At 62.7% G+C, this 13,085-nt stretch carries 14 protein-coding genes; 9 read left to right on the top strand and 5 right to left on the bottom strand.

The annotated features are described in order from the left end of the window. The first annotated feature begins 107 nt into the window (after positions 1-107). The 7 genes from B7G52_RS11670 (at position 108) to B7G52_RS11640 (ending at position 7,212) form a co-directional block, all read left to right on the top strand. Positions 108-1,292, top strand: a complete 1,185-nt coding sequence (locus tag B7G52_RS11670) for a substrate-binding domain-containing protein (protein ID WP_096697766.1) — start codon at positions 108-110, stop codon at positions 1,290-1,292. Between the two features lie 184 nt (positions 1,293-1,476). After that, complete coding sequence (locus B7G52_RS11665) at positions 1,477-2,322, top strand: ABC transporter ATP-binding protein (RefSeq protein WP_096697765.1); 846 nt, start codon at positions 1,477-1,479, stop codon at positions 2,320-2,322. Beyond that, the gene (locus B7G52_RS11660) at positions 2,319-3,044 is read left to right on the top strand and encodes an ABC transporter ATP-binding protein (protein ID WP_096697764.1); all 726 of its coding nucleotides are present in this window, start codon (positions 2,319-2,321) and stop codon (positions 3,042-3,044) included. Before B7G52_RS11665 ends, B7G52_RS11660 begins: the two co-directional genes overlap by 4 nt. Continuing rightward, positions 3,041-4,024, top strand: a complete 984-nt coding sequence (locus tag B7G52_RS11655) for a branched-chain amino acid ABC transporter permease (protein ID WP_096697763.1) — start codon at positions 3,041-3,043, stop codon at positions 4,022-4,024. Before B7G52_RS11660 ends, B7G52_RS11655 begins: the two co-directional genes overlap by 4 nt. Positions 4,025-4,035: 11 nt before the next feature. Continuing rightward, entirely contained in the window at positions 4,036-5,127 is a 1,092-nt protein-coding gene (locus tag B7G52_RS11650; protein ID WP_096697762.1) for a branched-chain amino acid ABC transporter permease, read from the top strand. A 29-nt stretch (positions 5,128-5,156) separates the two neighbouring features. After that, a complete protein-coding gene (locus B7G52_RS11645) occupies positions 5,157-6,299 on the top strand; it encodes an ABC transporter substrate-binding protein (protein WP_096697761.1) in 1,143 nt (380 codons plus the stop codon). A gap of 46 nt (positions 6,300-6,345) precedes the next feature. Further along, positions 6,346-7,212, top strand: coding sequence for an alpha/beta fold hydrolase (locus B7G52_RS11640; RefSeq protein WP_096697760.1), 867 nt, complete (start codon positions 6,346-6,348; stop codon positions 7,210-7,212). 98 nt (positions 7,213-7,310) lie between these two features. On the opposite strand, the gene B7G52_RS11635 is transcribed toward B7G52_RS11640, so the two are convergent. The 5 genes from B7G52_RS11635 to B7G52_RS11615 form a co-directional block, all read right to left on the bottom strand. Further along, positions 7,311-7,742, bottom strand: coding sequence for a GNAT family N-acetyltransferase (locus tag B7G52_RS11635; protein WP_096697759.1), 432 nt, complete (start codon positions 7,740-7,742; stop codon positions 7,311-7,313). A gap of 62 nt (positions 7,743-7,804) precedes the next feature. Next, complete coding sequence (locus tag B7G52_RS11630; protein ID WP_096697758.1) at positions 7,805-8,167, bottom strand: hypothetical protein; 363 nt, start codon at positions 8,165-8,167, stop codon at positions 7,805-7,807. Between the two features lie 165 nt (positions 8,168-8,332). Next, positions 8,333-10,057, bottom strand: coding sequence for an ABC transporter ATP-binding protein/permease (locus B7G52_RS11625; RefSeq protein ID WP_096697757.1), 1,725 nt, complete (start codon positions 10,055-10,057; stop codon positions 8,333-8,335). Positions 10,058-10,120: 63 nt separating this feature from the next. Then, complete coding sequence (locus B7G52_RS11620; RefSeq protein WP_096697809.1) at positions 10,121-10,354, bottom strand: hypothetical protein; 234 nt, start codon at positions 10,352-10,354, stop codon at positions 10,121-10,123. 47 nt (positions 10,355-10,401) lie between these two features. Then, positions 10,402-11,097, bottom strand: a complete 696-nt coding sequence (locus tag B7G52_RS11615) for a ProQ/FINO family protein (RefSeq protein ID WP_240523416.1) — start codon at positions 11,095-11,097, stop codon at positions 10,402-10,404. A 223-nt stretch (positions 11,098-11,320) separates the two neighbouring features. Here B7G52_RS11615 and B7G52_RS11610 point away from each other — a divergent pair, with 223 nt between their 5' ends. After that, complete coding sequence (locus tag B7G52_RS11610; protein WP_096697755.1) at positions 11,321-12,103, top strand: DUF4189 domain-containing protein; 783 nt, start codon at positions 11,321-11,323, stop codon at positions 12,101-12,103. Between the two features lie 93 nt (positions 12,104-12,196). Further along, positions 12,197-13,085 (top strand): tetratricopeptide repeat protein (locus tag B7G52_RS11605; protein WP_141397435.1); only part of this gene is annotated, 889 nt, incomplete at its 3' end.

Below are 13,085 nucleotides of genomic sequence, written 5' to 3'. Positions count from 1 at the left end.
AAATAGACAGTTCAATGGCGAATCTGAAAAAACCTATATAGATCAATGGTTCTTTTCTGGCACGACATGTGCAATCATGGTGCATCGCCCAACAACAGGAGACATCCATGCATCGTCGCACGCTGATCGCGCTTGCCGCACTCGCCACCGCTTTCGTTTCGCCACTGGCCCTGAGCCAGGCCAAAGAAATCAAGATCGCCCACATCTACAGCAAGACCGGTCCGCTGGAGGCCTATGGCAAGCAGACGGCCACCGGTTTCATGATGGGCCTGGACTACGCCACCGGCGGCACCATGATGGTGGCCGGCAAAAAAATCGTGGTGATCGAAAAGGACGACCAGGGCAAGCCGGACCAGGGCAAATCCCTGCTGGCGGCGGCTTATGGCGATGACAAGGTCGATCTGGCTGTCGGCCCCACGGCCTCGCCCGTGGCGCTGGCCATGCTGCCGGTCGCTGAAGAGTACAAGAAGATTTTGCTGGTCGAGCCCGCGGTGGCCGACTCCATCACCGGCGACAAGTGGAACAAGTACATTTTCCGCACCGGCCGCAACAGCTCGCAGGACGCGATTTCCAACGCCGTGGCCCTGGACAAGGAGGGTGTGACGATTGCCACCATGGCGCAGGACTCGGCTTTCGGCCGCGACGGCGTCAAGGCCTTCAAGGAAGCCATCAAGAAGGGCAAGCTGGTGCACGAAGAGTACCTGCCGCCAGCGACCACCGACTTCACGGCCGGCGGCCAACGCCTGATCGACAAGCTCAAGGGTTTGCCGGGCCGCAAGGTGATCTTCATCATCTGGGCCGGTGGCAACCCGTTCAAGATCGCCGACATGGACCTGAAGCGCCACGGCATCGAGATCGCCACCGGCGGCAACATCCTGCCTGCGATGGTGGCCTACAAGCAGTTCCCCGGCATGGAAGGCGCCGCCTACTACTACTTCGGCATGCCGAAAAACCCGGTTAATGACGCCATGGTGGCCCAGCACTACAAGCAGTTCAAGGCGCCGCCTGACTTCTTCACCGCCGGTGGTTTCTCCGCCGCGATGGCCGTCGTCACCGCGCTGAAAAACAGCAAGGGCGACACCAATGCCAACACCCTGATCAAGACCATGGAGGGCATGAGTTTCGACACGCCCAAAGGCAAGATGAACTTCCGCAAGGAAGACCACCAGGCCATGCAGAGCATGTACCACTTCAAGATCAAGGTGGACCCGGCGTTTGCCTGGGGCGTGCCTGAACTCGTGCGCGAGATCAAGCCTGAGGAAATGAATGTCCCGATCAGGAACAAGCGGTAATTACGCTGAATTGTCATTGCGGGCCCCGGATCAAGTCCGGGGCAGGCTCTGACCCGCAATCCATGTCGCACTGACCCGCCGATTGCGCTGTGCCTGCATGGATCCCGGCTCAGGTCCGGGATGACAGGCAGGGAAGTCCGACTTTTCGCTACGCCGCTCCCGCTGTTTTTGGGGTGCAAAAAATATGCTTCAAACCAAAGAACTCACGATCCGCTTCGGCGGGCACGTGGCGGTCAATGCTGTCAGCTGCACCTTTGCGCCTGGCACCTTGACGGCCATTGTTGGCCCGAACGGCGCCGGCAAGACCACGTATTTCAACCTGATCTCGGGTCAGCTCAAGGCCAGCAGCGGCACGGTTTTTCTCAATGGCGAGGACATCTCCGGCCTGAGCGCCTCGGCACGCACGCTGGCCGGCCTGGGCCGGGCTTTCCAGCTGACCAACCTGTTTCCCAACCTGTCGGTGCTTGAGAACGTGCGCCTGGCAGTGCAGGCCACGCACCATGGCAAACACCGGCACGGCCTGAACCTGTGGAGCATCTGGAGCGACCACAAGGCCTTGCTGCAGCGCGCCGAAGAAATCCTGGAAATCGTGGCGATGCAGGGCAAGGCCGCGATGCCGGTGGCCAGCCTGCCGCATGGTGACCAGCGCAAGCTGGAGGTGGCCTTGCTGATGGCGCTGGAGTCGCAGGTCTTCATGTTCGACGAACCGACCGCCGGCATGAGCACCGACGAGGCGCCCGTGATCCTGAACCTGATCCGTCAGCTCAAGCAGGACAAAAGCAAGACGATTTTGCTGGTGGAGCACAAGATGGACGTGGTGCGCGAACTCGCCGACCGCATCATCGTGCTGCATAACGGCTCGCTGGTGGCCGATGGCGAGCCGGCCGAGGTGATTGCCTCGCCGGTGGTGCAGGAGGCGTATCTGGGCATCGCTCCCGAATCCGTTCGCCCTGAGCCTGTCGAAGGGTCTTCAATTGCGCAGGACAGGCTTCGACAAGCTCAGCCCGAACGGACAGGGGAGCAAACATGAACGGCAACCTCCTTACCCTCGAAGGCGTGCACACCCACATCGGCGCGTACCACATCCTGCATGGGGTGGACCTGGCCATTCCGCGCGGCCAGCTCACCATGCTGCTGGGCCGCAACGGCGCCGGCAAGACCACCACGCTGCGCACCATCATGGGCCTGTGGCAGGCCTCGCAAGGGCGCGTCAGTTTTGCGGGACGCGACATCACGAAACTCAGCACGCCGCAGATTGCCGAACTCAACATCGCCTACGTGCCCGAAAGCATGGGCATTTTCTCGGACCTCACGGTCAAGGAAAACATGCTGCTGGCCGCGCGCAGCGCCAGGCGCGCCAGCCAGATGGACGAGGTGCGCTTGAAGTGGATCTTCTCGCTGTTTCCGGCGGTCGAAAAATTCTGGAACCACCCGGCGGGCAAACTTTCGGGCGGACAAAAGCAGATGCTGGCCGTGGCCCGCGCCATTGTGGAGCCGCGTGAACTGCTGATCGTCGACGAGCCCAGCAAGGGCCTGGCGCCGGCCATCATCAACAACATGATCGATGCGTTTGCGCAGCTCAAGGCCAGCGGCGTGACGATTTTGCTGGTGGAGCAGAACATCAGTTTCGCCAAACGCCTGGGCGACACCGTGGCCGTGATGGACAACGGCCGCGTCGTGCATGCCGGGTCCATGGCCGAACTGGCCGAAGACGCGGCGCTGCAGCAATCCCTGCTTGGACTGGCACTATGAAAACTCTTGATTTCGACTGGAAACCGCTGGCGCTCGTGCCGCTGCTCGCCGTGGGGGTGTTCCCCTTCATCGGCTCCAGCTCGACCTGGCTCACGCTCACGGTCGCCGGTCTGGCCATGGGCATGATCATTTTCATCATCGCCTCGGGCCTGACACTGGTGTTCGGCCTGATGGACGTGCTCAATTTCGGCCATGGCGTGTTCATCGCGCTGGGTGCCTTTGTGGCCACCAGCGTGCTGGGTGCCATGAGCGACTGGACCGGCTCGCAGGAGCTGTGGCGCAACCTGGTGGCGGTGCTGCCGGCCATGCTGGTGGCGATGCTGGTGGCCGGTGCCGTCGGCCTGGCGTTTGAGCGTTTCATCGTGCGGCCGGTCTACGGCCAGCACCTCAAGCAGATTCTCATCACCATGGGCGGCATGATCATCGGTGAGGAGCTGATCAAGGTGATCTGGGGCCCGGCGCAGATCGCGCTGCCCTTGCCCGAAGCCATGCGCGGCTCGTTGCTGGTCGGTGACGCGGCGATTGAAAAATACCGGCTGATCGCCGTGGTCGTGGGCCTGGTGGTGTTTGCCCTGCTGGCCTGGACGCTGGCGCGCACCAAGATCGGCCTGCTGATCCGTGCCGGCGTGCAGGACCGCGAGATGGTCGAGTCGCTGGGCTACCGCATCAAGCGCCTGTTTGTCGGCGTGTTTGTGGTTGGCAGCGCGCTGGCCGGCCTGGGTGGCGTGATGTGGGGCCTGTACCAGCAGAACGTGATTCCGCAGATGGGCGCGCAGGTCAACGTGCTGATCTTCATCGTCATCATCATCGGTGGCCTGGGTTCAACCGGCGGCGCGCTGATAGGCGCCTTGCTGGTGGGCCTGATGGCCAACTACACCGGTTTCCTGGCGCCCAAGGTGGCGCTGTTTTCCAACATCGCGCTGATGGCCGCGGTGCTGCTGTGGCGGCCGCAGGGCATCTACCCCGTGACCAACCGCTGAGGACGAGCCCGATGAATACCTTCCTCACCCGCGTTCTTTCCGGCGACTTTCCGCGCAACCGCGTGCTGGCCGTGATCCTGGTCGGCCTGCTGCTGGCACTGGCTTTTGCACCCTTCATTTTCACCGGCGTCAAGGCGCTCAATGTCGCCGCCAAGGTGTTGATTTTTATCGTGCTGGTGGCCAGCTTCGACCTGCTGCTGGGCTACACCGGCATTGTCAGTTTTGCGCACACCATGTTCTTCGGCATCGGTGCCTATGGCATTGCGGTGGCCACCACCCACCTGGGCCCAACCTGGGCGGCGCTGGCCGTGGGCCTGTTGTGCGCGCTGGCGCTGTCGTTTGTGCTGTCGTTGGCCGTCGGGCTGTTTTCGCTGCGGGTCAAGGCCATCTTTTTTGCCATGATCACGCTGGCCGTGGCCTCCGCCTTCCAGACGCTGGCCTCGCAGCTGTCGGACATCACCGGCGGTGAGGACGGCCTGACTTTCAAAGTGCCCGAGCTGCTGTCGCCGAGCTTCGAGTTCATGGAGCAGCCTTTCCTGGGCGTGTCGATGGACGGTCGCCTGCTTTGTTACTACCTGCTGTTTGTGATTGCGCTGGTGCTGCTGCTGAGCCTGCTGCGCATCGTCAACTCGCCCTTCGGCCGCGTGCTGCAGGCGATTCGCGAGAACGAGTTCCGCGCTGAAGCCATTGGCTACCGCGTGGTGGTCTACCGCACCACCTCCAGCGTGCTGTCGGCCCTGTTTGCCACCGTGGCCGGCGCCATGCTTGCGCTCTGGCTGCGTTACAACGGCCCGGACACCTCGCTTTCGTTCGAAATCATGATCGACGTGTTGCTGATTGTCGTGATAGGCGGCATGGGCACGATTTACGGCGCAGCCATAGGCGCGGCCCTGTTCCTGGTGGCGCAGAGCTACCTGCAGGACCTGTTGCGCCTGGGCAGCGAAGCCGCTGCCGGCCTGCCGTGGCTGGCGGCCTTGCTCTCACCCGACCGCTGGCTGCTCTGGCTCGGCGTCCTGTTTGTTTTATCGGTGTATTACTTTCCCACCGGCGTTGTGGGGCGGCTCAGGGCCGTGCGTAGTCAGGGACCCACCCACCGGACCTGAACACCAGGCCACCAGCAGGAGACAAAAAAATGAAGACAAGCTTGAAGACCTGGTGCCGCCAGACACTGGCCGTACTGGCGATGTGCGGGCTGGGCGGTTTCGCGCAGGCGGCTGATCTGGTCATTGGCCAGGTTGCGCCGCTCTCGGGTGTGCTGGCCAGCACCGGCCACCAGATGGTGGTGGGCGGCAAGATTTATTTCGACCACATCAATGCGCAGGGCGGGGTACACGGCGCAAAGATCCGCCACGAGGTAGTGGACGACGGCTACAAGGTGGCCGAGACCGTGCGCCTTACGCGCGAGATGCTGGCCAAACCCGAGGTGGTGGCGCTTTTTGGCTTTGCTGGCACGGCCAACGTGACGCAACTGCTGACCGACGGCGTGCTTGATGTCGGAGGCGCCGCGCTGATGGCACCTTACACCGGCGGCGAGTCGCTGCGCAACCCGTTCAACCCCTGGATATTTCATGTGCGCGCCGGCTACGCCGACGAAGCAGAACACATGGTGCAGCAGGTGACGACGCTGGGCATGAGCCGCATCGCGGTGATGTACCAGGACGACGGCTTCGGCAAGGCCGGCCTGCTGGGCGTCGAAAACGCGCTGGCCAAACGCAAGCTGAAGCTGGCCGTGGCAGCCGGTTATGAGCGCAACACCGACAAGGTCGAAGAGGCGGTCAAGAAGATCAAGGCGTCGGACGCGCAGGCCATCATCATGATTTCGGTCAACAAGTCCACGGCTGCCTTTGTCAAACTTTACCGCGAGACCGGCGGCGGCGCGCAGCTCTACAACATCTCGGTGGTGGACCCGGCCGAACTCGTCCGGCTCGCCGGCCTGAAAAATGCCCACGGGCTGGGCATCAGCCAGGTGGTGCCTTACCCCTTCATGCCGAACACGCCGGTGGTGCGTGAATACCATGCGCTGCTGAAAAAATACGCGCCTGCCGAAGTCGTCAACTACACGAGTTTTGAAGAGTTTATCGGTGCCAAGGTGCTGGTCGAAGCCCTGCGGCGCGCCGGCCCCAACCCGACACGCGCCAAGGTCGTCAAGGCGCTGGAGTCGATGAACAGCTTCGACACTGGCGGTGTTGTCGTCAACTATTCGCCCGCCAACCGCATCGGCTCACGTTATGTGGAAGTGACCGTGATCGGCAGCACCGGCAAGCTGCTCAAATAGCCGCGGCGCGCGCCCAGAGAACAGATTAAACAAGAGAGTCCGCTTCATGCAATTCACGTCAGAGTATTTGACCTGCGCCGGGCGCGAGATCCACTACACCGAATGGGGCCACCAGCACAGTGCCACCGTCATCGCCTGGCACGGACTGGCCCGCACCGGGCGCGACATGGACGAGCTGGCGGCGCACCTGAGTGACCGCTACCGCGTGATCTGTCCCGACACCATCGGACGCGGCCTGAGCCAGTGGAGCCCGGACCCGAAAGGTGAATACCAGCTGGCGTTTTACGCGCGCATTGCGGCAGACCTGTTTGAGCAACTGCACATCGCCAAGGCGCACTGGGTCGGCACCTCCATGGGCGGCGCCATCGGCACGGTTTGCGCATCCGGCCTGTTCGAGCCCGCCATGAAGGGGCGCATCCAGAGCCTCGTTCTCAACGACACCGCGCCGCAGATTGCCGCCCCGGCCGTCGAGCGGATCAAGTCCTACGCCGGCAACCCGCCGGCCTTTGAAACCATGCTGGCGCTCGAAGCCTTCTTCCGGCAGGTCTACAAGCCTTATGGCTGGCTCAGCGACGCCCAGTGGCGCCGCATGACAGAGACCTCGGCACGCCGCCTGCCCGATGGCCGCCTGACGCCGCACTACGACCCGGCCATGGTGCAGCAGTTCACCCACCACCCGGGCGACTACCTGATCTGGAACCATTACGACGCGCTCGAAATTCCTGTGTTGTGCCTGCGCGGCGCGGACTCCGACCTCGTGTTGCGGGACACCACCGCCGAGATGCTGACTCGAGGACCGGGTGCGGCCGGCTTGACGCAAGTGGTGGAGATTGAGGGCTGCGGCCATGCGCCGGCGCTCAACGTGCCCGACCAGCTGGAGCGGGTGGCGGCATTCATCGACGCGGCGGCCTGAGTCTGGATTGCTATTGATTCAATAGCTGGTGGCGCCCGTGAGGAAAGGGCTGGAGCCCGATTTTATGCATGCTCCCGACGCAAACGAGATTGCGCGGATCACGGCTCATCGAGATACCCGCGCTCCATGGCCAAGGCCTGGTTTTCAAAGATCGCCATGGCCGTGCGCATGCGCCTGAAACCCAGTTTTCGGTAAAAGCCTTCCTTGCCGGGAACCGCGTAGAGGATGATTTTGCGGTGGCCACGGCAGAGATGCACGAGTTTGGCGACGATCTCTTTGCCCAGGCCCGTGCCTTGATGACCCGGCAGGACGGCGATGTCGCAGATGTAGGCGCAGTCCACACCATCGGCAAGCGCCCGGCCAACTCCCACCAGTTTTCCGCCCTCATGAACGAAGCAGCGAAACATGCTGTTCGTGAAGACAGTTTTCAGGTCGGCCGGATTTTTGTTCCCCAGCGGCGCCGCGAGGTAAAGGGCGGAGAGTTCGTTCCAGTCGACGTTGTCGATGAGTTGGGTCCAGGCGAGCGGCATGTTGTCATCTTTGCGCGGTTTATATTCAGCTGACACCGAAAGCGGGCGAGTGGAGCAATGAGTCAATCCGAGTTCAAAATGTGTGACGATAGCCGCATGCCCATCATGAGCAAGGAAAAATACAAGAAGGCGGAATAGGCGCCCATCAGGGAAAAGTTGCTTGCGCCCTGCATGGCAAGCAACGGCGCAACCACGACCAACGCGGCGAGCCACCGATACCGGTCGAAGAGAATTACCAGGAATGGCGACGCCACGGTTGCGGCGGCGACAGACCCAGCCGACCCTGTGGCCGCCCCCCACCAGTCAAATTCTGTTCCTTCTGAAAAAGGCACCCAATTTCCAACATAGCTGCCGACCAGTAGCCAAACGGCAGAGGAAAAAATCGCAATGAATGAGAGTGCCACGAGCTTCAGCGTCAGGTTCATTGTGGTCCAAGGTGATGTATGCAACAAGAACCGCAGCATATATCAGTCACTGCGGCTTAACTTGATGCTGGACTCCTTGTCAATTGCTATTCGGCCAAGAGTTGTTGTAGAGGAGTTTTTCTCAGATACACAAACCAGACATCAAACCTCGCAAGATTCTGGGTTTCAAGCCCAGTGGTAGGTGGCTGCCGCATGCAGCGTCCAGCTGCCGTCGCCGGGCAGCTCCAGCACCCGGTGGTGGTGCTTCAGAAGCGCCTGGTGGTGGCTGACGCTGATGGGGGTGATCGACAGGCCGGCGAGCTGGCCGTACAGGCGCTCCTCGTTGCTTGCGTCCAGCGCGCTGGTGGCCTCGTCGAGCAGCAGGTAGCGCGGCTTGGCGAGCAGGGCGCGGGCGAAGGCCAGCCGCTGTTGCTCGCCGACGGACAGTAGCTTGGCCCAGTCCAGCTCGGCTTCCAGACCACCGAATCGTTCCGCCAGCGTCGGCAGGTTCACCCGGTCCAGCCATGACAGCAGTTCTTCGTCCGAGACCTCGCGTCCGGTCTGGGGGTAGGTCAGCTGGCAGCGCAGATCGCCCAGCGGCAGGTAGGGCTGCTGGGGCAGGAACAACATGTCCGGCCCGGCCGGGCGCACCACCTCGCCCGAACCCGTGTTCCACAAGCCGGCCATCACCCGCAGCAGCGAGCTTTTGCCTGCGCCGCTGGCGCCGACGATCAGCAGCCCTTCGCCCGGGGGAACAGCCAGCGTGAGCCCCTGAACCAGCAGGTGCTCCTGGTTGGGCGTGAGTACCGTCAGGCGGTCCAGGGCCAGCTCAAAGCCCGGTGTGGTGCGGATCTGCGGCGGGGCGTTGTTGCCAGGCCCCGCGGGCTGGTCGGCCTGGGCATCCAGCGCCTGCGAGAAGGCATGCAGCCGGTCCACCCCGGCGGAAAAGCGGCTCAGGCCCTCGAAGTGTTCGACGATCACCGTCAGCGCACTCAGGATGGCGGCAAACGCGCCAGCGGCCTGGATCGCCCGGCCGACCTCCAGCTTTCCGGAGAGCACATCGCTTGCAATGATCACGGTGGGCAGCACCACCGTCAGGAAGCTGTGGGCGAACTGGAAGAGGTTGAGCTTGAACTGCCAGCGCAGCACCTGCTGGAAGTTGGCGTAGGCCGCCTGGAAGATGCGTTGCAGCGCCGACATCTCGCGCGCTTCTCCGTCGTAGAAGGCGATCGGCTCCGCATGTTCGCGCACCCGCACCAGGCTGAAACGGAAGTCTGCCTCGCGCTGCAGCTGGCGGAAATTCAGGCCGATCAGCCGCTTGCCGAAGACCGAGCCGGTGAACCAGGTGCTGAACACGGCATAACCGATCAGGAAGTAAACCAGTCCCTGGGAAATGGACCACAACACGCCGGAAAAAGCGATCAGCTGGATGAGGGAACCCAGCACGATCATCGAGAAGTACAGCGACTGCTGGGTGAAGGTGTTGATGTCCTCGGCAATGCGCTGGTCGGGGTTGTCGATGCCGGCGACGGCGTTGAGCCGGTAGTAGGCGCGCTGATGAAAATAGCGTGCCAGGAAGTGGTGTGTCAGCCAGCGGCGCCAGCGCAGGCCCAGTGTGTCGCGCACGAAGTAGTACAGGCCGTAGAGCGGAACCGCCGCGATGAGGATGGCCGTGTAGCGCCAGATCGAGGCCCAGAAGCGTTCGGTGTCGCCCGCGGCCAGGGCCGAGGTGAACTCGCCGGTCTCGTGGTTGAACAGCACGCTGGCGGCCGTCTGCGCCAGCAGCAGCAAAATCAGCAGGGCCAGCAGGCCCCGGGAACGCCAGCGTTCATCCGAGAGCCAGTAGGGCCGGGCGATCGCAACGAAACGTCGCCACAGGTGGGCATTGAAGCCGGGTGCTTCTGTGCTCATGGGTGCTGCAAGGCCTGCTGGCCGATGTCGGAGGGGCGGTCCATGCCCCTATTGGACATGAATTCAGGGCGGGGCCAGCACGGCAGTGATCACGGCCTCGTCGGGCGCTGCGAAGGCGGTGTTGTGCCGTTCGGTCAGCGGGCCGCCGCCCGGAATGACTTCACCCCCGGCGCCATAACCGATCGCCTTGAACTTCCATTGCCCGCCAATCAGCTTGAGGTTGCCCACATGGAGACCCTGGCCGGCGAGTACGCGGTACACACCGTCATTGACCCGGCTGAGCGTCAGGGCTTCCATGGTCATTCACCTTCGCTCGAGCGGACCTGCCCGGGGGCCAGCCATCGTCAGACCTTGATGGCCGCGAAGAGCTCGCGTTTGTCGAGGCCGTACATGTCCGCAAACTCCTCGGCGGTCTTGCCGCTGCTTTCAAACGTGCGGCGCAGTGCTTCGCGTTTGGCCAGCCTCTGGTCGCGCTCGGCAAAGGCTTCCTCGAGCAGGGCGGTGGCCTCCAGGTCATTGGTCTGGACCCGGGCCTGGTAGTCCTGGCGGGTGAGGCCGCTGGCTTCGAACGCGGCCATCAGCTGCGCACGGAATTTGGGCCGCAGATCCTCGCGGGCGCGGGCCTGGCGGCGGCGGAACAGTTCCAGCAATGACAGGTAGACATGTTCGGGCGCCACGTCGTCACCCGCATTGCCCTGCAGGTCGTGGCGCTTGTTGCCGGCGGTCACGCATTGCAGGTAACGCGTGGAGCGTGTGTGGATGCCCAGCGCCGCCTTGAGGCTGTCGCGCTGGAAGTGTTCGGGGTGGGCGGCCAGCAGTTCCTGAAAAATGCCGAGCTTGAGCGGCAGGAAATTGGCGCCGAAGAGGTGCGGGTAAAGCTCGAACAACTTTTCGAGCACGGGTTGCACGGAACGCGAACGACCCGCTGCGGGGGTGGGCTCGCCTGCCGGCGCGCTGGAGGGCTGCCCGGCTGGCGTGATCTCGTCCGCCAGGACGGTTTCAACGGGGGCTGCGCTTGTTTCTGAAGGGGTCATGGTCATGGAGGTCATCTTTGGATCAACCCGTGATTGTCAACCAAACGGCCCGGCCGCTGTGTAAACCCCATGTTCATGGGGTCTGAATTGCTGTCGGTTGCCGGTTTCTGACTGCTTCGGGCATCGATAATTTGATCTGTCATGCGGAAGGGATCTCCCCATGCCAGGCCTGCCGCGCACCCCGTTTTTTTGCGCGTTGTGTTCAAAATATTTCTGACAGGAAACAACCATGATTTCTGGAATTAAGGCTGTCTCAGCCAGACTCGCTTTTGCCTTGCTGCTTTCATTGGGCGGTAGCCAGGCCATGGCTGCGGGCGCGCTGGCCATTGACAGCCTGCAGGGTGAAAAATACGGATTCTCGTTCAACCACCCGACATCAGACCAGGCCGAGCAGCGTGCGATGCGGGAGTGTGGTTCAGACTGTGCCGTGGTGCTGCGCTTCCGTGCCGAATGCGGCGCCTATGCCGCAGACCAGGCCAAGGGCTCCAATGCCTACGGTTGGGGAACAGGTGCGACGAGTTCCATCGTCCAGCAGCGCGCATTGTCGGAATGCCGGGCCAAGGGCGGGTCAAGCTGCAAGGTCCGTTCATGGGGCTGTGATGCCACGAAGGCCTCGTCCGACCAGGATGCCGGGTCCAAGGACAACAACACCGCCAGCACGGAATTCCAGATGCAGGGCGACTGGCAGGTGGACTATGCCGGCTCAGCCGGATTCCCCTACAGTGGAACCTTGCGAGTCAATGAGAAGTCCGGCAACGGCGTCTATCGCGGTGTGATGGTTCTGGCTTACACCAACAACCAGGGCCAAGCCAAGAAGATTCAGCAGAACATGCTGATCACGGTTCGCGGAAACACCGTCACGATCAAGGGCAGCAATCCTGTCTACCTGCAGGGTTCGGGCAAATACGATCCCGACAACTACACCATGACCATCAGCAATGCCAGTGTCATGCGTGGCCAGAACAACGACGCCGGGGGTGCCGGCGGTTCTGTGGTGATCAGCAGGCGGTAAAACCCGCCGGGGCGCCCGGTCGGGTGTTGGTTTTTATTGCCTTGCGCCGCGTGCCAGCGCCCGCACATCTGGCCCGACTTAAAATCCGGGTGAATGAAACACGGCAGAGCCCCCCTACCGCAGGCCAGGCCTGCGCCTGCGCCCATGGACCCGTCCGGCAGGGTGGTCCAGTCCCTGGGCGTCAAGCTGCGGTCGGCCGTGGCCCTGCATCAGCAGGGGCAGCTCGATCAGGCGGAAGTGCTGTACAAGGAAATCCTGCAGGCGCAGCCACGGCACTTTGATGCACTGCAATTGTTGGCAACGATGGCCGTGCAACGAAACCATGCGGCTGAAGCCATTGTCCTGTTTGAGCTGGCACTGAAGATCCATCCTGCGAATGCCAGCGTGCTCAGCAACCGTGGGTCCGCCTTGCTGAAACTGAATCGGCCGCAGGAAGCGCTGGACAGCTGTGATCGCGCATTGCTGGTTCGGCCAGACTACGCAGAGGCCCTGAGCAACCGGGGTGCTGCCTTGCGGGCACTGAACCGCCATGCCGAGGCGCTGGACAGTTATGACCGCGCGCTCAGGCTCCGGCCGGCCTATGCCCAGGCACTGAACAACCGGGGCGCCGCCTTGCAGGACCTGAACCGTCATGCGGAGGCGCTGGAGAATTTTGGCCGCGCCCTGCAGGTCCAGCCCGACCATGCCGAAGCCCACGTGAACGAAGCGCTGTGCCGCCTGATACTGGGCGACTTTGCCGGAGGGTGGGCGAAGTACGAATGGCGCTGGAAAAAAGAGCCCGGGCTGTCGGCGGCGAGAAACTTCAGCCAGCCGCTGTGGCTGGGGAAAGAGCAGCTACAAGGCAAGACCATACTTCTACACGCCGAGCAAGGTCTAGGCGACACCCTGCAGTTCTGCCGCTACGTCCGGCAAGTGGCGGCACTGGGCGCGCGGGTGGTGCTGGAAGTGCAGCCGGCGCTCAAGACACTGCTGCAAGACCTTG

The organism is Polaromonas sp. AER18D-145, from assembly GCF_002379095.1.
In the GTDB taxonomy this organism is placed as follows: Bacteria; Pseudomonadota; Gammaproteobacteria; order Burkholderiales; family Burkholderiaceae_C; genus Polaromonas.
The sequence above is the reverse complement of the archived record's forward strand: the minus strand, read 5'-3'. Positions and strand labels throughout refer to the sequence as shown.